The organism is Paenarthrobacter sp. NEAU-H11 (assembly GCF_050573415.1).
In the GTDB taxonomy this organism is placed as follows: Bacteria; Actinomycetota; Actinomycetes; order Actinomycetales; family Micrococcaceae; genus Arthrobacter.
This window is the reverse complement of sequence record NZ_JBNZGA010000025.1, coordinates 12,229-34,301: the sequence shown is the minus strand read 5'-3', so window position 1 is coordinate 34,301 and position 22,073 is coordinate 12,229. Positions and strand designations below refer to the sequence as shown.

The 22,073-nt window shown below is 63.6% G+C and carries 16 protein-coding genes and 2 rRNA genes; 2 read left to right on the top strand and 16 right to left on the bottom strand.

Translation table 11 applies throughout. The annotated features are described in order from the left end of the window. Window positions 1-126: 126 nt before the first annotated feature. The 7 genes from ACQ3DC_RS20555 to ACQ3DC_RS20525 all read right to left on the bottom strand — a co-directional run bounded on the left by ACQ3DC_RS20555 (window position 127) and on the right by ACQ3DC_RS20525 (window position 8,192). A 23S ribosomal RNA gene (locus ACQ3DC_RS20555) occupies window positions 127-3,253 on the bottom strand. 493 nt (window positions 3,254-3,746) lie between these two features. Continuing rightward, window positions 3,747-5,269 (bottom strand): 16S ribosomal RNA (locus tag ACQ3DC_RS20550). The 16S and 23S rRNA genes sit together here, the layout of an rRNA operon. 664 nt (window positions 5,270-5,933) lie before the next feature. Beyond that, window positions 5,934-6,239, bottom strand: coding sequence for a 30S ribosomal protein S14 (gene rpsN / locus ACQ3DC_RS20545; RefSeq protein ID WP_009358853.1), 306 nt, complete (start codon window positions 6,237-6,239; stop codon window positions 5,934-5,936). Window positions 6,240-6,241: 2 nt separating this feature from the next. Then, window positions 6,242-6,409, bottom strand: coding sequence for a 50S ribosomal protein L33 (gene rpmG / locus ACQ3DC_RS20540; protein WP_013602737.1), 168 nt, complete (start codon window positions 6,407-6,409; stop codon window positions 6,242-6,244). Next, a complete protein-coding gene (rpmB, locus tag ACQ3DC_RS20535; RefSeq protein WP_013602738.1) occupies window positions 6,409-6,645 on the bottom strand; it encodes a 50S ribosomal protein L28 in 237 nt (78 codons plus the stop codon). The genes rpmG and rpmB overlap by 1 nt, the downstream gene beginning before the upstream one ends. Before the next feature lie 253 nt (window positions 6,646-6,898). Beyond that, on the bottom strand, window positions 6,899-7,660 hold the full coding sequence (locus ACQ3DC_RS20530) for an SGNH/GDSL hydrolase family protein (RefSeq protein ID WP_421093999.1): 762 nt from the start codon (window positions 7,658-7,660) through the stop codon (window positions 6,899-6,901). Window positions 7,661-7,712: 52 nt separating this feature from the next. Continuing rightward, entirely contained in the window at window positions 7,713-8,192 is a 480-nt protein-coding gene (locus ACQ3DC_RS20525) for a MarR family winged helix-turn-helix transcriptional regulator (protein WP_104999378.1), read from the bottom strand. Window positions 8,193-8,262: 70 nt separating this feature from the next. On the opposite strand from ACQ3DC_RS20525, the gene ACQ3DC_RS20520 reads away from it, so the two are divergent. Next, on the top strand, window positions 8,263-8,550 hold the full coding sequence (locus ACQ3DC_RS20520; protein WP_157240408.1) for a YciI family protein: 288 nt from the start codon (window positions 8,263-8,265) through the stop codon (window positions 8,548-8,550). 41 nt (window positions 8,551-8,591) lie between these two features. On the opposite strand, the gene ACQ3DC_RS20515 is transcribed toward ACQ3DC_RS20520, so the two are convergent. Then, complete coding sequence (locus ACQ3DC_RS20515; protein WP_430753073.1) at window positions 8,592-9,437, bottom strand: SGNH/GDSL hydrolase family protein; 846 nt, start codon at window positions 9,435-9,437, stop codon at window positions 8,592-8,594. 340 nt (window positions 9,438-9,777) lie between these two features. On the opposite strand from ACQ3DC_RS20515, the gene ACQ3DC_RS20510 reads away from it, so the two are divergent. Next, window positions 9,778-10,728 carry a glycoside hydrolase family 16 protein gene (locus ACQ3DC_RS20510; protein WP_430753072.1) on the top strand — a complete coding sequence of 317 codons (951 nt, stop codon included), beginning with the start codon at window positions 9,778-9,780 and terminating at the stop codon, window positions 10,726-10,728. A gap of 22 nt (window positions 10,729-10,750) precedes the next feature. Here the strand turns inward: ACQ3DC_RS20510 and ACQ3DC_RS20505 are convergent, their stop codons facing one another. From ACQ3DC_RS20505 to ACQ3DC_RS20470, 8 genes are all read right to left on the bottom strand, one after another. Further along, window positions 10,751-11,806, bottom strand: coding sequence for a siderophore-interacting protein (locus tag ACQ3DC_RS20505; protein WP_430753071.1), 1,056 nt, complete (start codon window positions 11,804-11,806; stop codon window positions 10,751-10,753). Next, window positions 11,803-12,618 (bottom strand): ABC transporter ATP-binding protein, encoded by an 816-nt coding sequence (locus ACQ3DC_RS20500; protein ID WP_321214711.1) that lies wholly within the window; start codon window positions 12,616-12,618, stop codon window positions 11,803-11,805. The genes ACQ3DC_RS20505 and ACQ3DC_RS20500 overlap by 4 nt, the downstream gene beginning before the upstream one ends. Before the next feature lies 1 nt (window position 12,619). Next, window positions 12,620-13,663 (bottom strand): FecCD family ABC transporter permease, encoded by a 1,044-nt coding sequence (locus ACQ3DC_RS20495; RefSeq protein WP_430753074.1) that lies wholly within the window; start codon window positions 13,661-13,663, stop codon window positions 12,620-12,622. 65 nt (window positions 13,664-13,728) lie between these two features. After that, window positions 13,729-14,820, bottom strand: coding sequence for a FecCD family ABC transporter permease (locus tag ACQ3DC_RS20490; protein WP_430753070.1), 1,092 nt, complete (start codon window positions 14,818-14,820; stop codon window positions 13,729-13,731). A gap of 25 nt (window positions 14,821-14,845) precedes the next feature. After that, a complete protein-coding gene (locus tag ACQ3DC_RS20485; RefSeq protein ID WP_430753069.1) occupies window positions 14,846-15,937 on the bottom strand; it encodes an iron-siderophore ABC transporter substrate-binding protein in 1,092 nt (363 codons plus the stop codon). Window positions 15,938-16,144: 207 nt separating this feature from the next. Then, window positions 16,145-19,624, bottom strand: a complete 3,480-nt coding sequence (locus ACQ3DC_RS20480) for an ATP-binding protein (RefSeq protein WP_430753068.1) — start codon at window positions 19,622-19,624, stop codon at window positions 16,145-16,147. Continuing rightward, window positions 19,621-20,427, bottom strand: a complete 807-nt coding sequence (locus ACQ3DC_RS20475) for a DUF4194 domain-containing protein (RefSeq protein WP_430753067.1) — start codon at window positions 20,425-20,427, stop codon at window positions 19,621-19,623. The genes ACQ3DC_RS20480 and ACQ3DC_RS20475 overlap by 4 nt, the downstream gene beginning before the upstream one ends. Next, on the bottom strand, window positions 20,424-21,878 hold the full coding sequence (locus ACQ3DC_RS20470; RefSeq protein WP_321214716.1) for a DUF3375 family protein: 1,455 nt from the start codon (window positions 21,876-21,878) through the stop codon (window positions 20,424-20,426). Before ACQ3DC_RS20470 ends, ACQ3DC_RS20475 begins: the two co-directional genes overlap by 4 nt. Window positions 21,879-22,073: the final 195 nt, after the last annotated feature.

Here is a 22,073-nt window from a genome sequence, read left to right as displayed (position 1 = left end):
AGTTGGTGTTCCCTGCAACAAATGGTTTGTTGTTCGGGAACCACATAGTGGACGCAAGCAGTCTTGTTATCTTTTTACCAACCCTGGTGTGGAACCGCTTTTGAACCGGTTTCACGGGTGTGGTGTGTGGTGTAAGTTATCGGCCTATTAGTACCGGTCAGCTTCACGAGTCGTTAGTCCTCGCTTCCACATCCGGCCTATCAACCCAGTGGTCTGGCTGGGGGCCTCTCACACACGAGGTGTATGGAAATCTCATCTTGAAGCGAGCTTCCCGCTTAGATGCTTTCAGCGGTTATCCCATCCGAACGTAGCTAATCAGCGGTGCACTTGGCAGTACAACTGACACACCAGAGGTTCGTCCGTCCCGGTCCTCTCGTACTAAGGACAGCCCTTCTCAAATTTCCTGCGCGCGCAGCGGATAGGGACCGAACTGTCTCACGACGTTCTAAACCCAGCTCGCGTACCGCTTTAATGGGCGAACAGCCCAACCCTTGGGACCTACTCCAGCCCCAGGATGCGACGAGCCGACATCGAGGTGCCAAACCATGCCGTCGATATGGACTCTTGGGCAAGATCAGCCTGTTATCCCCGAGGTACCTTTTATCCGTTGAGCGACGGCCATTCCACAATGTACCGCCGGATCACTAGTCCCGACTTTCGTCCCTGCTCGAGATGTCTCTCTCACAGTCAAGCTCCCTTGTGCACTTACACTCGACACCTGATTGCCAACCAGGCTGAGGGAACCTTTGGGCGCCTCCGTTACTTTTTAGGAGGCAACCGCCCCAGTTAAACTACCCATCAGGCACTGTCCCTGACCCGGATTACGGGCCGAAGTTAGATGTCCAAAGTGACCAGAGTGGTATTTCAACGATGACTCCACCCGAACTGGCGTCCGGGCTTCAACGTCTCCCACCTATCCTACACAAGCCACTCCGAACACCAATACCAAACTATAGTAAAGGTCTCGGGGTCTTTCCGTCCTGCTGCGCGTAACGAGCATCTTTACTCGTACTGCAATTTCGCCGAGTTTATGGTTGAGACAGCGGGGAAGTCGTTACTCCATTCGTGCAGGTCGGAACTTACCCGACAAGGAATTTCGCTACCTTAGGATGGTTATAGTTACCACCGCCGTTTACTGGGGCTTAAATTCTCAGCTTCGCCTTGCGGCTAACCGGTCCTCTTAACCTTCCAGCACCGGGCAGGAGTCAGTCCGTATACATCGTCTTGCGACTTCGCACGGACCTGTGTTTTTAGTAAACAGTCGCTTCCCCCTGGTCTCTGCGGCCCCGATCCCCTCCCACCAGCAAGTGGTGTTCAAGGTTGGGGCCCCCCTTCTCCCGAAGTTACGGGGGCATTTTGCCGAGTTCCTTAACCATAATTCTCTCGATCGCCTTAGTATTCTCTACCTGATCACCTGTGTCGGTTTGGGGTACGGGCGGCTAAAACCTCGCGTCGATGCTTTTCTCGGCAGCATAGGATCACCGAATCCCCCCAAACGGGGGTCCCATCAGATCTCAGGCATCATGAACAGCGGATTTGCCTACCGTTCGCCCTACATCCTTAGACCGGGACAACCATCGCCCGGCTCGGCTACCTTCCTGCGTCACACCTGTTAATACGCTTGCCTCCCAGGATCAGGTCCTGCGCTCCACCAAAACCCTTCACCCACAAGGGGTGTCAGGCAGGTCTCGGGCAGTTAGTATCCCCTGTTCAGCATGGGCGGTTTTTCGCCGGTACGGGAATATCAACCCGTTGTCCATCGACTACGCCTGTCGGCCTCGCCTTAGGTCCCGACTTACCCAGGGCAGATTAGCTTGACCCTGGAACCCTTGATCATTCGGCGGACGGGTTTCTCACCCGTCTTTCGCTACTCATGCCTGCATTCTCACTCGTGTAGGCTCCACCGCTGGTTTACACCGCGACTTCACCGCCCACACGACGCTCCCCTACCCATCCAAACGCCTGAACCACAAGGGCTTAGCTAATATTTGAATGCCACAACTTCGGCGGTGTACTTGAGCCCCGCTACATTGTCGGCGCGGAATCACTTGACCAGTGAGCTATTACGCACTCTTTTAAGGATGGCTGCTTCTAAGCCAACCTCCTGGTTGTCTTCGCAACTCCACATCCTTTCCCACTTAGCACACGCTTAGGGGCCTTAGTTGGTGGTCTGGGCTGTTTCCCTCTCGACTATGAAGCTTATCCCCCACAGTCTCACTGCTGCGCTCTCACTTACCGGCATTCGGAGTTTGGCTGACGTCAGTAACCTTGTAGGGCCCATTAGCCATCCAGTAGCTCTACCTCCAGCAAGAAACACGCAACGCTGCACCTAAATGCATTTCGGGGAGAACCAGCTATCACGAAGTTTGATTGGCCTTTCACCCCTACCCACAGCTCATCCCCTCCATTTTCAACTGAAGTGGGTTCGGTCCTCCACGACGTCTTACCGTCGCTTCAACCTGGCCATGGGTAGATCACTTCGCTTCGGGTCTAGATCACGCCACTGCAACGCCCTATTCAGACTCGCTTTCGCTACGGCTGCCCCACACGGGTTAACCTCGCGACGTAACACTAACTCGCAGGCTCATTCTTCAAAAGGCACGCCGTCACCAGAATCAGACTGGCTCCGACGGATTGTAAGCACACGGTTTCAGGTACTGTTTCACTCCCCTCCCGGGGTACTTTTCACCTTTCCCTCACGGTACTGGTCCGCTATCGGTCATTAGGGAGTATTTAGGCTTATCAGGTGGTCCTGACAGATTCGCACGGGATTTCTCGGGCCCCGTACTACTTGGGATACTCTCACAGGCGGTACACAACATTACGGTTACGGGGCTAACACCCTCTCTGGCCGGCCTTTCAAGACCGTTCACCTATGCCTGCACATCACACCCCACCAGCCCGGCAGAACTGGTATGGAAAGTCCCACAACCCCGACCATGCAACGCCCGCCGGCTATCACACATGGAACGGTTTAGCCTGATCCGCGTTCGCTCGCCACTACTAACGGAATCACTATTGTTTTCTCTTCCTGCGGGTACTGAGATGTTTCACTTCCCCGCGTTCCCTCCACGCACCCTATGTGTTCAGATGCGGGTCACCGAGTCACTCGCGCGCTCGGCGGGGTTTCCCCATTCGGACACCCTGGGATCACAGTCCGGTTATCGACTCCCCCAGGCTTATCGCAGATTCCTACGTCCTTCTTCGGCTCCTAATGCCAAGGCATCCACCGTGTGCTCTTAAAAACTTGACCACAAAAGATCAAAAACGCTAATTTTCGAGAGAACCACGAAAACCACTGCACCATCCCGAAAGACAGCACAACAGATCCAGGTTCATATTCTTGGAAATTGCTTCTTATAAAAGATGCTCGCGTCCACTATGTAGTTCTCAAACAACAACCCCAAACCACACACCCCACACACACAACATGCATGATCGGTGCAGCCAGGAAACCAGAAACAAACAAACCCGCAACCCCGCCCCACACGGGACGGAACCACGGCCCTGTTGCCTCAGGACCCAACAGTGTGCCAAACACGAAACCACCCGCACCCACCAGCACCCTTCCAGGAACCCCCGCAAAGAGGAACCGTACTAAGCACCGGAAAGAACCGGCAGCCGCTATTCGTTGATATTCCACCCTTGAGCACCCGCCGCAGAACTTGCGTCTGCGCAACGGGCTGTACTCCTGACAAACCCCCGCACCGCATACACGGCACGAACAATCTGTAGGTGCTCCTTAGAAAGGAGGTGATCCAGCCGCACCTTCCGGTACGGCTACCTTGTTACGACTTAGTCCCAATCGCCAGTCCCACCTTCGACAGCTCCCTCCCACAAGGGGTTAGGCCACCGGCTTCGGGTGTTACCAACTTTCGTGACTTGACGGGCGGTGTGTACAAGGCCCGGGAACGTATTCACCGCAGCGTTGCTGATCTGCGATTACTAGCGACTCCGACTTCATGGGGTCGAGTTGCAGACCCCAATCCGAACTGAGACCGGCTTTTTGGGATTAGCTCCACCTCACAGTATCGCAACCCTTTGTACCGGCCATTGTAGCATGCGTGAAGCCCAAGACATAAGGGGCATGATGATTTGACGTCGTCCCCACCTTCCTCCGAGTTGACCCCGGCAGTCTCCTATGAGTCCCCACCATCACGTGCTGGCAACATAGAACGAGGGTTGCGCTCGTTGCGGGACTTAACCCAACATCTCACGACACGAGCTGACGACAACCATGCACCACCTGTAAACCGACCGCAAGCGGGGCACCTGTCTCCAGGTATTACCGGTTCATGTCAAGCCTTGGTAAGGTTCTTCGCGTTGCATCGAATTAATCCGCATGCTCCGCCGCTTGTGCGGGCCCCCGTCAATTCCTTTGAGTTTTAGCCTTGCGGCCGTACTCCCCAGGCGGGGCACTTAATGCGTTAGCTACGGCGCGGAAAACGTGGAATGTCCCCCACACCTAGTGCCCAACGTTTACGGCATGGACTACCAGGGTATCTAATCCTGTTCGCTCCCCATGCTTTCGCTCCTCAGCGTCAGTTAATGCCCAGAGACCTGCCTTCGCCATCGGTGTTCCTCCTGATATCTGCGCATTTCACCGCTACACCAGGAATTCCAGTCTCCCCTACATCACTCTAGTCTGCCCGTACCCACCGCAGATCCGGAGTTGAGCCCCGGACTTTCACGGCAGACGCGACAAACCGCCTACGAGCTCTTTACGCCCAATAATTCCGGATAACGCTTGCGCCCTACGTATTACCGCGGCTGCTGGCACGTAGTTAGCCGGCGCTTCTTCTGCAGGTACCGTCACTTTCGCTTCTTCCCTACTGAAAGAGGTTTACAACCCGAAGGCCGTCATCCCTCACGCGGCGTCGCTGCATCAGGCTTGCGCCCATTGTGCAATATTCCCCACTGCTGCCTCCCGTAGGAGTCTGGGCCGTGTCTCAGTCCCAGTGTGGCCGGTCACCCTCTCAGGCCGGCTACCCGTCGTCGCCTTGGTAAGCCATTACCTCACCAACAAGCTGATAGGCCGCGAGTCCATCCAAAACCACAAAAAGCTTTCCACCCCCCACCATGCGATGAGGAGTCATATCCGGTATTAGACCCAGTTTCCCAGGCTTATCCCAGAGTTAAGGGCAGGTTACTCACGTGTTACTCACCCGTTCGCCACTAATCCCCCCACAAGTGAGGTTCATCGTTCGACTTGCATGTGTTAAGCACGCCGCCAGCGTTCATCCTGAGCCAGGATCAAACTCTCCGTTGAAGTAAAACAGACACAACCCCCAGCCCCGGGAAAACGGGACAAAAAGGCTGCACAAAATTTGAAACCAGCTGTAAAAACCAGACCACCCACAGGGGCGGATGACCCGGTCAATTCAACCAATCACTAAAACAATTGGTATCAACAAACTTGGCACACTATTGAGTTCTCAAACAACAGACACACCCGGCACCACCACCAGCAAAAACCACCGTGGATCGCTCCGGAGCAACTTTTCAAAGTTACCCGACTCTCCGTTCCGATGCAAATCCGTGTTTCAGGATTCTCATCGGCGGGAAGTCGTCCCCACCTCTTCAGGAGCGCTCGAAAGCCCTGCCAGAATTTGGTCTTGATTTTGGGGGTTTGGCCGCCCGCGGTAACCAGCTCTTCGCTGTCTCCCTCGCGGCGACTTAGAAAACAATACACCTCCCCGGGGGCCTCCGCAAATCCCCCTGGCGAGGCGCTCTCAACCCCGTGTTTCCGCGGCAAAACGGCCCTCGGGCACCCGCGGAAGCCCATCCGGCATCGTATCCCGTTCCTGTGTGCTGCAGCACAGTGCCTGGCAGCCGGATCGAAGGACGCCAACCGGAGAATCCTTAACAGCAAAAGGGCCGGCAACCGTGAGGTTGCCGGCCCTTTTCAAGCAGCTGGTATCAGCAGTGCTGGATTACCAGGAAGACTTGGTGATGCCCGGGAGTTCGCCCTTGTGGGCCATGTCGCGGAAGCGGACACGGGAGATGCCGAACTTCTGGAAGGTTCCGCGGGGGCGGCCGTCGATGATGTCGCGGTTACGCAGACGGATCGGGGACGCGTTGCGGGGCAGCTTCTGCAGGCCCAGGCGGGCCGCTTCGCGTGCTTCGTCGGTTGCGTTTTCGTCAACCAGGGTCTTCTTCAGCTCGAGGCGCTTTGCAGCGTAACGCTCCACGATGACCTTGCGCTGCTCGTTGCGAGCAATCTTGGACTTCTTAGCCATGTTTAGCGCTCCTCTCGGAATTCGACGTGCTGGCGGATCTTGGGGTCGTACTTCTTCAGGACCATGCGGTCCGGATCGTTACGACGGTTCTTGCGGGTTACGTAGGTGTAACCCGTGCCCGCAGTCGACTTGAGCTTGATGATCGGACGTACGTCCTTGTCCTTAGCCACTAGAGCTTCACCCCACGAGCCAGAATCTGGGCGACGACTACGTCGATGCCGCGTACGTCGATGGTCTTGATGCCACGTGCAGAGACCTGCAGCGTAACGTTACGGCGCAGGGACGGAACCCAGTAGCGCTTCTTCTGAATGTTCGGATCGAACCGGCGCTTGTTGCGGCGGTGCGAGTGCGAAATGCTGTGCCCAAAGCCCGGCTCGGCTCCGGTCACTTGGCAGTGTGCTGCCATGACTTCTCCTCAAGAATTGAAAGTAATGATCCGCATATCTGCTGCTGGACCATGCTGCTAAGGGCGACCCAAAAATGAAGAAGGGCAACGGTTAGTCACGCAACTTGAGCCCCTAACTACCGGCCACCCTGGAGAAATTACCGGGCAACCGGAGCAATTGCGCACGCTCCGCGCACTTAGCGCCTACCAAGTCTACGAGTTCGCGCAATTAAAGACCAATCCGGCGCTGGAGGGTGTATAAGCAGGCGACGGGTTAGAGGTGCGTGAGCTGTGGGTACCTCGGCCCAAGGCCGTCCCCGGACGACTTCCCGGTGACCCGGCGGACCACCCACGGCCCGGCATACTCGCGGAACCACCGGGCGTTGGCCCGGACGGCGTCCAGCCCGCTGAGTTCGGGGACGGGCGTCATGGGCGGGATGTCGATGGAGTGGTCGTGCTCCAGGACGTCCAGCACCCGCTTGGCCATGTTGGCGTGCCCGGCAGCGGACATGTGCATCCGGTCCTGCGCCCACATGCCCCAGTCGTAGTACTCGCTGAAGCGCCAGTAGTCCACCAGCAGCGCGCCGTGGTCGCCGGCGATGCCGCGGACCAGTTCGTTGTAGATGGCCGTGCGCCCACGCATGGTGCTGAACACCTTCGAGCCACGCGCGTCGAATCCCGTGAACATCACCACGGCGGCACCGGTGGCACGCAGCTTGGCGATGGCGTCGTCGTACTCCACCAGAAGGTCATCGATGTCGATCCTGGGGCGCAGGATGTCGTTGGCCCCCGCGTAGATGCTCACCAGCGTGGGTTTAAGTTCGACGGCGGCGTCCACCTGCTCAGCCAGGATGTGGCGGAGCTTCCTCCCGCGGATGGCGAGGTTGGCATAGCCGAAGGCGGGGTCAGCGGCTCCCAGCTGTTCGGCCACGCGGTCCGCCCAGCCGCGGACACCATTGGGGCGGGTGGAATCGTCGTCGCCCACACCCTCCGTGAAGGAGTCGCCAAGGGCAACGAACCGGGTTGTGAAATCCATTCGGATAGTTTGCCATCAGTTGTTGGAAGCAACCAACCGCGGGCGAGGGACCCTAGTTTTCCCTCAGGATCCAGTGGTCCGCATCCAGCCGGCCCACTACCTTTTCGCCGATCCGGGCCAGGTCAAGGACGTCCTGCTCGGTGAGGGCATCAAGGAACAGGTCACGGACGTCCTCCACATGGCCGGGTGCAAGGCCCACGATGGTTGCCATCCCCTCGTCGGTGAGGTGGGCGGTGGTGACCCGGGCATCATGGGGATGCGGCCGCCGCTCCACCCAGCCGCGCTTCTGCAGCTTGGTCACCACGTGCGAGAGCCGGGACAACGACGCGCTGCTGCGGGCAGCGAGTTCGCTCATGGGCAAGAACCTGCCTTCCGCCTCGGAGAGCATGGCCAGGACGGTGTAGTCGAAAAGCGAAAGCTTTCCCGCTGTGTGCAGCTTGGTGTCCAAGGCCGCAGGCAGGAGGGTATTGATGCTCACCAGGGCCAGCCAGGCTCGGCGTTCGTCGGCGTTGAGCCAGCGCGGTTCGGTCATTCCCTCATTCTACGAGAGCGGCCTGGTTGATCCTTCAAGTAGGTCCTGTGGCGGCCGGTAGGCTGGGGCCATGTATGTTGTCTCCCTGAGTTACCGGGTTCCGCAGGACATCGTGGACTTCCACAATGAGGGCCACATTTCCTGGCTGCAGAAGGCCTTTGATGACGGAGTCTTTATTGCCGCAGGCCGCAAGGTGCCGCGGACCGGCGGCCTGCTGCTCTCCCAGGCGGACCGCGCCACCCTCGATGCCTGCCTGAAGCAGGACCCGTTCTACACGAACGGCGTTGCGGACTTCGAAGTCATGGAGTTCCACGCCGCAAGGGTGGCGCCGGGCTACGAAATCCTCCTGGACAGTTAAATCTGCCGGACAGCTGAGGCCTAAGGCTCAGGCCGGGGACGCTAGTTGGCTTCACTGAAGTAGGACTTCGCCGCCAGCTTCTTCAGCCCGCCTTTCCGCGGCACCTTCACCGGTTCCGGCCACCGCGGGGTGAGCTCGTCCCCCAGGGTGACGCCGCGAAGTTTGCGGCCGAAGAGCGGCAGTACCCAGTCGTGGATCCAGCGCCGCTGCTGCCGCTCCCACTCCCGCAGGCTGGGCCGTAAGGGCGGTTCCCAGTCCTTGGGCGTGATCTTGTGCGGCACGCCCAGCCGGTCCAGCACCTGCCCTGCCAGGTATTTGTGCCCGGCCTTGGACATGTGGAGCCGGTCCGAGTCCCACATCCGCCGGTCATGGAAGGCATCGAGGGACCAGTAATCCACCAGGACTGCGCCATATTTTGCCGCAATCGCCCGAACCCGCTGGTTGTAGAAGGTGTTGCGCTTCTTCAGCGGTTCCAACAGCGCTGAGACCTTGACGTCGAACCCGGTAAAGAGCACCAAAGTAGCTCCGGTCTCCGCCAGCTGTGCCACGAGGTTTTCATAGTCGGCCATGAGGGCCACCATGTCCGTCTTCAGGTCCAGGATGTCATTGCCGCCCGCGTACAGCGTTACCAGGGCGGGCTTCATTGCCAGTGCCGGTTCCAGCTGCTCGTTGATGATCTGCCGGAGGCGTTTGCTTCGGATGGCCAGGTTCGCGTACCGCCAACCCGGCTGGGCCTTGGCCAGTTTCTCCGCAACCCGGTCTGCCCAGCCCCGGACCCCGTTGGGCAGCCGCTCATCCCGGTCCCCGACGCCCTCGGTAAACGAATCGCCCAGGGCAACAAATACCCGCCGGCCCTCCAGCTCCGGAAGCAAAGGATTAGCACCCATCCGACGAAAGTAACCGCCCAAAGAGACGCCAAGGTAAACGGACAGCAACAGGATGTGCAGAAGGGCGGCAGCTGCCGGCAGGGTCCGCGAGCCGGGCCGGATCGGCCCGATCAGCAGCTACTTGGTCCTTGTCGTATTTTTGCGACCGATGGTCACGATCAGGTAACGTGGGCGGCTGGCCCCAATGCAGGGCCCCGGGCGCCCGATCACTGGACCCCGCTGCGCCCCTTCGGCGCCTGCTAGCTCTGGCCCCGCCAAAGGGGGCCCAAAGATGCTTTCCGCACTCGTCAACGTCTCAAGTGCATCAGTCGTTTCTTCCTGCCCTAAGCCCGGAGGTATCTTGTTCAAGAAAATAGCCATCGTTATGACCATGGGTGCTTTGTCCCTGACAGGATGCGGCCCGGCCCCTACGACCAACGGGGCGGCTGACTCATCCTCGGCCGACGGCGCGTCCGCGCCTGCCACTCCAGGCCCCACTGACACGGCCACAGCATCTCCGGCGGCCACGGCTTCGAGCAGCCAGACTCCAGCTGCGGAGGAGGCAACCGAGGCGACACCGGTCACGTCTGCGCCGGCGCCTGCCGCGGCACCCGCGCCTGCGGCTGCGGCCGCCCAGCCGGTCAGCCAGGCTCTCGCGACGACGGGTGACGGGGCGCAGGCAGCTACCGCCTTCGGTTGGGGCCCGGTCCTGACGGGCGACGAATTCTCCTACACCGGCGCACCGGACCGGACGAAATGGAGTGTCTATAACAGTGCAGGGCATGCAGGCAAAGGCCTGCGCAGCCCCCAGGCCTGGTCCGTTGCCAACGGCGTAGCCACCGTTAGCGGAGACGCAGCCGGCACCACTGGAGGCATGTCGGCAAAGTTCGCGGAGCAAAGGTATGGCCGTTGGGAAACGCGCATGAAAACCAATGCGCGGGACCCGAAATACCACCCGGTCCTGATCCTCAACAACAACAGTGCCCCGAACTGCGCCGAGATCGATTATGCCGAGGGCAGCTCAGTCACCTCCGTCATGAGGTTCTTCCTGCACTACGCCTGCGGTGGAGCGGATTTCCAGACCACAGCGGCGACGCCTGTCGATGGCACGCAGTGGCACAACTACGCGGTGGAGTGGACCCCGGACGGCATCAGCGGATACGTCGACGGAGTAAAGACCTTCACGGACACGAACCCGGCGCACCAGCCCTCTACCGTAATGAAGCAGACAGTGCAGCTGGATTGGTTCCCGGACGGCTCCGCCACCAAGCCATCGCAGATGCAGGTCGATTGGGTCCGCGTCTACAAGTAGGGCAGCCCTTTTCCGGCTGAGGCTACAGCTCGGCCTTGCCCTGGCGCCAGTAGCCCATGAACGCGACCTGTTTCCGGTCGATTCCGACGTCCCGGACCAGGTAGCGGCGCATGTCCTTGATGACGGCGGCTTCCCCGGCGATCCAGGCGTAGAAGGGCATGGCGCCGGCCGGCATGTCGGGGTTCTTGGTGGCCTGGATGTCCGAAGTCTCCATCCGCGCGGGGGTCTCCCAGAGGATGTCCACATCCACGTTGACGTCTTCGGGCTCCGGGCCGGCGCCGCCGCCGGACGCTTTGATGCCAACCCAGCCGGGCTCAGGAACCGCCGAACGCACTGCCTGCTGGAGCAGCTCGCCGTGCGGGCGGGAGCGGCCGATCGAGGCGCCCCGGGCCAGCCAGGTGATTTCGATGTCGGCCGGCGAGGTCAGTTCGAGGAAGTCGCCGGCTTCGGGGACTTCCAGGAAGGCGTGCCCGGTCATGTATTCCGGCAGGTTTTCCAGGATGGCGGAGATGGCCGGGACGGCTGTTTCGTCGCCGGCCAGCAGGATGCGCTGCGCCAGTCCGGGGCGCCATTCGATGCCTGAGTAGGTCTCGGCGGTGACGCAGTGCGCGGCCCTGTTGTTGGGCCCGATGATGGTGATGGCGTCGCCCGGCTTCGCGTTGAGGGCCCAGTTGGCGGCAGGCCCGCCGTTGCCACAGTGGTCAAAGTGCATCACGAAGTCGACGTCGATTTCCGGGTACACAGCGTCGAGGCGCGACTGCCGGACCGTGTAGGTCCGCATCGAGCCCCGGACGGCAGGATCCATGGCGAGCCATTCGCGGTACCAGCCGGAGGAGCTCATTTCGAACACCGGGAGGGGCAGCGGGCTGCCGTCCGCCGCGAGGGACGGGATCATGAGCTTGATCCGGAGGTCCAGGGTGTCGCCGTGGACGCCGAAGTCCCGCAGCGAGTACCCGCCGAACGTGATCCTGCGGAAGTTGGGGCTCAATTCCTGGACCGATGTCACGGTGACTTCGAACGCCAGGGTCATGGGCTCGGTGTTCATCGTCTTTGCGGCGGCAGTTTCCCGGGTTTTCATGAAACGAGCTCCAGTTCGTTGGCGGGGACGTGGTGGCGGCCGATGGGAATGACCAGGGGTGTTCCGGAAAGGGGATCGGGGATAACGCGGGACTCGAGGCCAAAGACATTGCGGACCAGGGCCTCCGTGACCACCTCGGCGGGGGAACCGACTGCCACCACGGCCCCGCCCTTCATGGCGATCACGGTGTCCGCGTACCGGGCGGCCAGGTTCAGGTCATGCAGGACGATGGCCACGGTGGTGCCCCGCTGCCGGTTCAGGTCCGTGACAAGATCCAGGACCTCCACCTGGTGCGCGAGGTCCAGGTAGGTGGTGGGCTCGTCCAGGAGCAGCACGTCGGTTTCCTGCGCCAAAGCCATGGCGATCCATGCCCGCTGCCGCTGTCCGCCGGAGAGTTCGTCCACGTTCCGCCCGGCGAGGGCCAGCGTTTCGGTGGCTTCCAGTGCGCGCTGCACCGCAGCCTCATCCTGCGGGCTCCAGCTCCGGAAGAAGCCCTGGTGCGGATAGCGTCCGCGGCCCACCAGGTCCCTCACGGTGATGCCGTCCGGGGCTGTGGGGTGCTGCGGGAGGAGGCCCAGGGTGCGGGCCAGTTGACGGGCGGGCAGCGAGTGGATGTCTTTGCCGTCCAGGGCGACGGTGCCGGCCGCAGGTTTGAGGAGCCGGGACAGGCCTCGGAGGAGGGTGGACTTCCCGCAGGCGTTGGCACCCACGATCATGGTCACCTTGCCTTCCGGGATTTCGGCGTTGAGCCCGTCCACCACGCAGCGCTGGTCATATTTCAGCGTCAGGTCCTTGGCGTTGAGAACTGCCACGTCAGGCTTCCTTTCGGTTGGCCGTGACCAGGAGCCACAGCAGGAACGGGGCACCGAGCGCACCGGTGATGACGCCCACCGGCAGGACGGTGCCGTCCAGCAGCAGGGGTGCAAAATTGGCGGCGAGGTAGTCTGCCGCGAGGACAATGAGGGCGCCCACCAGGGCCGACTCCGGGAGGCTGGCCTTGCCGGTGAAGCGCCGGGCGATGGGCCCGGCCAGGAAGGCGACGAACGAGACCGGGCCGGCAGCCGCCGTCGCCACTGCCGCGAGCGAGACGGCGATGGTGACCAGCGCGAGGCGGGTGGCACCGACGCGGATGCCCAGGCCGGCGGCGGCATCGGGGCCGAGCTCCAGGATGCGCAGCGGCCCGGCGATGGCTGCAACGGCGGGAATAAGGACGGCGAGGGCAAGGGCCAGCACCCCGGCCCGGTCCCAGCTGGCGGAGTTCAGGGAGCCGTTGAGCCAGACGAGGGCATCCGCTGCGGTGCGGATGTCTGCGCGGGTCATCAGGAAGCTCACCACGGCATGCAGCGCGGCGGCGATGCCCACACCCGCCAGGATGAGCCGGTTGCCGGCGGCATCACCGCGGCCGGTTCCGCCCATGGTGCCGCTGGAGATGGCGTAGATCAGCGCCGCGACGCCGAGCGCGCCGGCAAGCGCTGCCCCGGAAACCACGGCACCGGACGCACCGAAAATGACGATGGCGGCCACCGCGGCGGCGCTGGCGCCGTAGCTGATGCCGATGACGTCCGGGCTGGCCAGCGGGTTGCGCAGCATGGTCTGGAACAGGGCACCGGCCAGGCCGAACGCCAGGCCCACCATGGTGCCGAGGACCGCCCGCGGCAGCTTGTTCTCCATCACGATGAAGCTGGCGCCGGGGACCTTTTCCCCGCCTGTCAGGTGCCCGATGAGGATTTTGAAGAAGTCCGGGATGGTCACGGTGTAGCTGCCCAGCAGCACGGACACTGCGAAGAGGATTACGACGGCGGCGGCGAGGACGGCGGTCCGGTTCACCCGCAGCCGTCCCCGGCGTTGCCCTGTCAGTCCTGGTCCCTTAAAGCCGGTTGTCGGAGCCGTATCTGACAGGTCGACGGGGGTTTTGGTGATGCTCACAGTCCGGCCCCCTTGCCGCGGCGAATCAGCCAGACGAAGACGGGCGCGCCGACGAGGGCGGTCATGATGCCGGCCGGGACTTCGCCGGGCAGGAGGACCACGCGGCCGATGATGTCGGCCCCCAGCAGCAGCGCCGGCGCAAGGACCAGGGAGAACGGCAGGATCCAGCGGTAGTCGGGGCCGGTGAGGAAGCGGACCGCATGCGGGATGACCAGGCCCACGAAGGCGACGGGTCCGGCAAGGGCAGTGGCGGAGCCGCACAGCAGCACGATGCCGAGGGCCGTGACGGCCCTTGCCAGTCCCACGCGCTGGCCGAGGCCGCGGGCAATGTCGTCGCCGAGGGCCAGGCTGTTGAGGATGCGGCCGGTCAGCAGCACAATGAGCGCCCCCGCGGCAAGGAATGGAAGTCCGGAGAGCACCGCGGACCAGTCGCGCCCGGCGATGCCGCCCACCTGCCAGAAGCGGAACCGGTCCAAAGTGTCCTGGCTGGAGACCAGGATGACGTTCATCAGCGAGTACAGGCCGGCATTCAATGCCGCGCCTGCCAGGGCGAGCTTCACCGGGCTGGCGCCGTCCCGGCCCAGGGAAGCAATGAGGTACACCACGACGGCGGCGGCTGCTGCCCCGACGAAGGCGAACCAGATATAGCCGGAGAGGGATCCGACGCCGAAAACATAGATGCCGGTGACCACGGCCAGGGCCGCGCCGGCGTTAACACCCAAAATGCCCGGGTCCGCGAGCGGGTTGCGGGCCACGCCCTGCATGGCTGCGCCCGCAAGGCCCAGCGCACCGCCGGCCAGCAGGCCAAGGACGGTGCGGGGAATGCGGGCGTGGACCACGGCGTGGTCGCCGTTGGCGGGATCAAACGAGGTGAGCGCCTGCCACACGGTGGCGAGGGAAAGGCCCCGCGCGCCAATGGCCAGGGAGGCCCCGGCCAGCAGCGCCAGTACAACGACGGCGGCCAGCAGCCAGGCGGCGCGCGGCCCTCCAAACGTGCGGCCGGGGGCATGTACTGCAGGCCCCGTGCCCGGCACGAAGGTGCCGGGCGCCGGCTCCTGGCGGGCCGCCGTCGTCGTACTGTCCGTCATTTATCTGTTCCTACCTGAGCGGTGATTACTTCACGGCATCCGCTGCGGTGCCCAGCTGGGGCAGGAACGTATCCAGCGACCACGGCAGGCTCAGCGGGGAGGAAGCGGAGATGGACAGCGTCAGGGTGTTGTCCGAATCAGCAACCAGGGCGCCGTTCTTGATGGCCGGGATCTGGCTCAGCAGGGGATCTGACTTGATGGAGTCAGCGGTGGCTGCATCCGGCACCCAGGTCACGAAGATGTCCGATTCGAGCTCATTGGCCTTTTCAGCCGACCAGGGGAGGAAGAACTCCTTGGAACCCTTGGACTTCTCCTCAACGATCGGGGCCAGCTTCATGCCGATCTCGCTGAGGAAGCGCGGGCGGTTGTCCATGGCGGTGTAGACGTTGACGCCGTCGCCCTTGGCCGGCTCGAGGTTGCCGTAGATGAAGCTCTTGCCGGCCAGCTGCGGGTACTCGGCAACCTTGTCCTTGATGGCGGCCTCGGTGTCGGAAATCAGCTTGGTTGCCTCGGCGTCCTTGCCAAGTGCCTTGCCGATGATGGAGGTGGAGTCCTGCCAGGAAGTTCCGTAAGCGAGTTCCGGATGGGCCACAACCGGGGCGATCTCGCTCAGTTTCTTGTAGTCCTCCTCGGTGAGGCCGGAGTAGGCGGCCAGGATGACGTCCGGGGTGAGCTTGGCGATCTCGGTGAAGTTGATGCCGTCCGCCTCGGAGTACTGGACCGGGGCCTTGTCCGAGCCGAAGCCGGCGCCAAGCTCCTCCAGGGCTGCGTCCTTCCAGGGCGTGGAGCCCTGCTCGTTGCCGCCCCATTCGTTCTTGGGAACGCCCACCGGGACAACGCCCAGGGCAATGGCCACATCGTCATTGACCCAGGAAACGGTGGCTACCCGGGTGGGCTGCTTCTCGATGGTGGTCTTGCCGTACACGTGCTCGATGGTGACGGGGAACTGCGCACTGCTGGAGCTGGATGCCCCGGCGTCCGGGGTGGAGGACGCGGGGCCTGTTGAGCAGGCGGAGAGGGTAAGTGCCGCTGCGGCCAGGACAGCGGTGGCCTTGCCGGCTGACTTGAACAGCGTGCGGCGGGTGGTGCCGGGCCCGGAGAAGAGGGGGGAAGTCACAGAACTCCTTAAGTGAATGAAGCGAACTTAAGTAAGGCTAACCTAGCCTTATCGCCATTACGCAAGGTTTCTGTAACTTATTCCCCTTCGTGACGAAGCACACACCCCGCCGACGCTCTCTCACTTAATGCAGGAAAAACCCAAACCCTCTATCACCGGGTGATGGAGGGTTTGGGGAAAAGGCACATTAAGTGAGAGAGCGTGCCGTCAGCGCAGGACGATGTCCACCGGGTTCGCTTCGGAGCGCCAGGCGCCTTCTTCGCCCGGCCGCGGTTTGATGACAGGCGCCGTGAGCACGCCGGAGCGGTTGGTGCGCTTGTCGCGGAGGATTTCGGTGACGGAACCGAGGTGCCGGGAGAGGTCGATGACGTTCTCCGGCGCAGCCAGCAGCAGCTGGAACCCGAACTCGTGCAGCGCCTTGATCCCGGCTCCCGCAAACTCCTCGGACGCCAGCACGAATGCCTCGTCCATCATCACGGTGCCGTAGGTGGTGAAACCCTGCTCGGCGATGCCCAGCTGGTAGCTCAGGGCCGCGGCCATGATGAAGGCCGTGAAACGCTGCCGTTCACCGCCGGACATGGATCCTGTGTCCGCGTGCATGAAGACCTCGGACTTTTTGGCGCCGCCCTTTTTGCCCGACGCCGGCCCTGCAACCTCCCGGTGTTCCTTGCACTGGATGAACAGGTGGCCGCGCACGTCCAGCACCTCGGCCCGCCAGCGCCTGTCCTCGGGCGCCTGGGAGCCCAGCCGCTTCACCAGGGTTTCCAGGGACTTGTAGCGGGCGGTGAGCTCGGCGTCGTCGTCCCTCTCCTGGCCCTGGCCCTCCGCCTTGGAGGCGTCCGCGCGGGCGGGCCGGGTGTGGCGCGCCCGGAGCGCGCTCTGGATGGCGTCCTTGAACTGTTTGGCAGTGGGCGGCAGCGTCTGCTTGATGTCCAGCTCCAGGAAGCTGCCCTCGTGGAAGTTGACCTGCGAGAGGATGCCGTTCAGCGGAAGGATGCGGCTGGTGATGGAGCGGCGTTCCTCGTCCAGCAGGTGCAGGAGGGTGCTGAAGGATTCGTGCGTGCGCTGGTTGAAGAACTGCCGGAATTCCGCCTCCTGGGCGGGCAGCCCGTCGCTCACGATCGCGTGGTAGCGGGTCTCGAACTCACCCGCGGCGCCAATGGAGGTGCCATGGTCCGCGGAGATGGCGCTCCCCCACTCCCGGACGAACCCCTCGAAAATCCTCGTGAGCCGCTCGGCCGTCGCCTGCCCGCGCGACTCCGCTGCGTGCAGTTCCCCCAGCAGTCCGGTCCGCACCCGGTTGGCCAGGTTGTCCAGCTCGTGCATCTCAGTAACGTCGCCGAAGCCGGCAAAGTACGGTTCCAGCGCGCTGACAGTAGCGTCCGACGGCGGCGCCTGGGCCAGGCGGTTGCGTGCGGCCTCCAGCAGTGAATCCGCCGCGGTCAGCTGCCGGTCCAGCGACTTGTATTCGCTTTGCAGGACGGCGGCGGCCTCGGTGCTGGACTGGTGCTTCTGCCGCACTTCTTCGATGGCCGCGCGGAGGGGCTCGAGGTCCGCCTGGGCGGCCAGCGCATCCTTGAGGCGCTGTTCGATCCGGGCAAGCTCCTCGGCAGCGACCTCCGCCGAAACCTGTTCCCACGAGCGGTGGTCCTCCGCGATCCGGCGCAGGGCCTCCAGCTGCCGGCTCATGCCCTGGTGCGAGTCTTCCCGGCTTTGCGCCAGCTCAGCCGCCTTGGCAACCTCCTGCCGCAGGTCCTCCACCTGGCCGGCCACGAGTTCCAGCTTGGCGGCATTGTCGAACCCGAGGACGTAGTCCTGCCGGCTGGTGAAGCGGTCGTCCTTTTCCACCGTGTGGCGGTTGCGCTTCACCACGCCGCCCAGGCTGAGGCCACGGTCCAGCCCGGCGAGCTCGTCCGGATGCTCTACGCAGGGATAGGCGAAATCCAGCGCGATCCGCTCACGGATCCAGGAACCTGCCTCGGCCGCGACGCCCGTGGTGAGGATGTCCAGCTTGGTGAGCAGGTCGCCGTCGTGCACGTCCTCCAGCGCCAGCGCACCGCCGGAGAGCGGCTTGGACACGTCAACCGCGCGCAATGCTCCGCGCACGTTGTGGTCGTTGAGGTAGCGGGTCACGGCAGCGAAGTGGGCACCGGGCACCAGGAGCGTGGTGGCGAGGTTGCGGAGCGCGCGCTCGGCGGCGGGGCGCCATTTTTCCTCCCCCTCGGCAAGGTCCATCAGCTCGCCGGCGAACGGCATCCGGTCCTCGGGTATGCCGGTGGCGGCAGCGATCGCTGCGCGGTTTTCAATGCTCGACGGCGGCAGCAGCGACTTGCGCGTCTTCAGCGAGACGAGCTCCTGCTCGGCTGCGGCCAGCTCCCGCTTCTTCGTGGCGTGCGCGTCGAACGCTTCGAAGCGCAGCTCCTGCAGGGCCTGGGAATCGTCCTTGAGCTCTGCCGACCTCGCGGCCGCCTGCTCGTGCGCCTGTTCCCAGCCGCCGGAGGTCCACTCCAGCTGCAGGCCGGCGTCGGCCAATGCCTGGCGCGCCGCCTCCTCCACCTGCTCGCGGAGCTTCAGGCCCACGCGCGCGTTCTCCAGCGACTGCTCAATGGCGGAAATCGCGTTGCCGCCCTGGTTGTTGTAGTCCGCCTCCAGCTGGCGCAGCTCCTTGGCCAGCCCGTCCCGGACCGTTCGTTCGGCGCCGAGCTCCTTGGCCTTCGCCTGGGCCAGCTCCTTGAAGCGGAGCAGCGTTTTTTCGTGGACCGTGACGGCCAGCTGCTGCTTGTAGGCCTCGAATTCTTCGCCTGCCAGGTCCCGCAGCCGGTTCGCGTCCAGCAGCGCCTGTGCGTACTCCTTGTTGAGCCCGGGAACCGGGGCGAGCTGGTCCCGCTGCTGCCGGACGTCCTCCAGCCGCTGCCGGATGGACATCAGGTTGCTGAATTCCTCCACGACGTCGTCCGCTGCCGCGAGCGTGGCCGGGGCGTCCAGGACCTGGTCGCGGAAGAACGTGTTGACGCTGCCGCCCAGGCCCTTGCCGGCCTGGATCACGCGCAGGAGCGGTAGGGCCTGGTCGGAGTTGATGCCGAGCAGCCGGCGGAACCGTTCCGCAAACGCCTTGTGGACATCGAAAACCTGGGCGTCCGGGAAGATCGCCTCCAGGGCAGCCTTGGTGAACCGTTTGTCCGCGATGCCCTCCAGCGCCTCCAGGTCCAGCGGCTGGTGGTCGACCAGGTAGAACCGTCCCACGCTGGACTCCGTGCCGTTCTTGGGCAGGTCGAACAGCGCAGACACGGTAACCCGCGTGCCGGCGGCGTTGTCGAACGTCAGGGCGACGGCGGACCAGGTGGCACCGGGCCGCTGGAAGGCACTCGCCGAGCCCTCGCCGACGGCCTTGTCGCCCACCTTGCCGCGCATGTACGTAAACGTGGTCCGCTTGTCCTCCACGGCACCGCCGGACCGCTGGGCGGCGGCCTCGTTGGACCTCGGCCGGGCGTCGAAAACCCGCAGCATGGCATCAAACAGCGTCGACTTGCCTACACCTGAGTTGCCGGTCAGCAGCGTGCCGTTCCGGTCCACGTGCATCGTGTGCGCCCCGTGGAACGTGCCCCAGTTGACCACCTGCACCAGGGCAAGGCGCATCTGGCCGGGGTTCGTCAGCTCGCCCATCGGCAGCATGCTCGCGATGCTCACCGGGCATCCTCCACTTCGGTTGCGTCCCCGGTCCCGGCGGGGTCAGCCGCCGGATCCGAGTCCAGCTCTATTAATGCCTCGGTGCCCGCGGGATCTGTGGTCGCCGCCACCAAGGCTTCTATTTGGGCCGGGATGTCGCCGATGTTCTCGAAGGGGAGGGCCAGGGGCAGGGCGTTGGAGATGGTGTAGACGTCCTCCAGGCCCGTGGGCAGGAGTAGCTGGCGGGCGAGGAGCTTGGTGATGGCCCTGTTCACCACGTCCGAATCCCGGAGCGCGTCCTGCTGGCCCGCGGGCTGGTAGTGCGCCACGAGGTCGGCGATCTCCTCGCGCGTGATGGTGGGGTCCGTCTGCGCGGTGACATGCCGGTCCAGCAGCAGGCGCAGGCGGAGAAGCACAATGGTCTCCAGCCGGCTGAGCGCACGCTGCTGCCGGAGGATGCTGGAGCGGGCGCTGCCCCCGATCGCGTCCGGGTCCACCGGCCGCAGGACGGCGATCTTCCGTTCGTGGTCCAGTTCCATGGTGAGGAACAGCTCCGACAACCGGCTGCGCAGGATCACCTGATTGTCCAGGAGGACGGTCCAGAGCTTCTCGTCCCGGCCGCCGTCGATATACGGACCCTTGAGGAGCTTCACCAGTGCCTGCCGCACCTTCATGGGGAGAACGCCAGTATCACCCGGGAAGAGGGCCGCACCGTCGACGAACGTATCGCGCGGGGTGACGGCGAAAGGCCGCTCCGCACCGGACGCCGCCCCTTCGCCGCGCTCTGCCTCCGGGGCCGCCGTCGTGGTCATTTCTTCAGTCATCGTGAATCCTTTGGAAGCGTGACCAGCGGCAGGTAGGCCCTGCGTGAGGTTCCGTCTATCTGTTCGAAGTCCAGGGCGTCGAGGGCTTCCTTGTCGAAGCCCGCTCCGGCGTGGAGGGCGTGGGAGAGGAGCGCCCGGATGGTGTTGATGTGCTGCTCTTCCGGGGGCAGCTGCTGCCAGGCTTCGGAAAGCGTGGCGGCGCCGGCCATGGCCGCGCGCACCACCTCGGGCTTGGCCTTGCCGGTCCTCGGCGAGCGCACGCGGTCGGCATCGCTGAAGGCGATGGGGTCCGCAAGTTTGGGCGGAGCGGCGAACTCGTCAGGGTCGAAGAGCTTGACCATGGACAGCGACTCGAACCCGGCGTTGAAGAGGACAGGACCGCGGACCAGGCCGGGGCGTTCCCGTTCGTACGGAAGGGACCGGATGGCCTGCTCGGCTTCCCGGAGGACCTGGCGGAGCCGGACCGACTGGCGGAAGTCGTCGCTTTGCACGTACGTGTTGAGGCTTTCGCTCAGCTTGCCGTAGATCCGCTGGATCTGGCTGTGCTGCTGGCGAAGCTCGGCCACCAGGTTCTTCAGCGTTTCCCGGTCCTCGGGCGAGAGGTCGTCGGCGAACTGCCGGCTGAGGACCTCGCCGATCGCGGACCGGAACCTCAGCTGCTGCTGCGGGTCCTCGAGGAACGCGGTGAAGGAACGGAAGGTCCTGCCCTCGGGGCTCTGGCGGAGGCGCTTGTCCGCTTCCAGGACCTGGGCCATGGTGGCGCCCTTGGTGAGCGACTCCTCGATGATCTGGTTGCGCAGCCCGCCCACCAGTTCCTCGATCCGGTCACGCATCTTTTTGTAGTCGGCCGGCAGGCTCGCGGCGAGGTCCAGGATGTTGCCCGCGGCTTCCACCGCCTGGTCGTCGTCCAGCAGGCCGTCGAACTCGCCGGAGCTGATGTCCTGGATCAGCTGCTGGCGTTCTTCAATCTCCTCTTCCAGCGACTCGAGGCGGGCGCTCTGGTCCGGGTTGGTCTCGTTGGCGAGCTTCTCGACGTCGCCCAGCAGCGTGCCGAGGCGCGACCCGTTGAGGGTGGAGCGCTCGCTGGAGAGGCTGTCCAGGAAGGCGAGCACACGGGCGGCCGGTTCCGTTACCTCGTAAACGATCTGGCCGGACTGGTTCCGCCGCGTCAGGAACTGCCGGCGCGTCCACTCGTCGCCAAAGGACTTTCCGTTGGCGCCGCCGCCCAGCCCGGGATCCTGCCTGCGCAGCTCCTCAAGGAAGGAGTCGACGTCGGCGTGGAACTCCTCGAGCGGAAGCTGGGGGCGGGTGCGGGTGAAGGATGCCTGCAGCACCGCGATCACCCAGGGCGCCGAGCGCGTCAAGGCCCAGGCAGGTCCTTTGGTCAGGAGTTCGAGGTCCCGGAGCCGGGCGCTGATGGCGTCAGCGGATGACCTGGCGGAGCGGGGCACACACTCTCCTTGGGCTGTTTGCGGGGCGGGGCGGCGGCTTGGATCGAAAACTGCCAACTACAAGGTTAACGCAGGCGCCGCGACCGCTTCGTGACCTACCCGGCCGTAGTGTTTCGATCCCATACCAACAGCTACTTCCGGCCCGGCGGCTATGGCTGGCCGGAGAGGTCCCACCCTACGCTTCTGCTACTGATC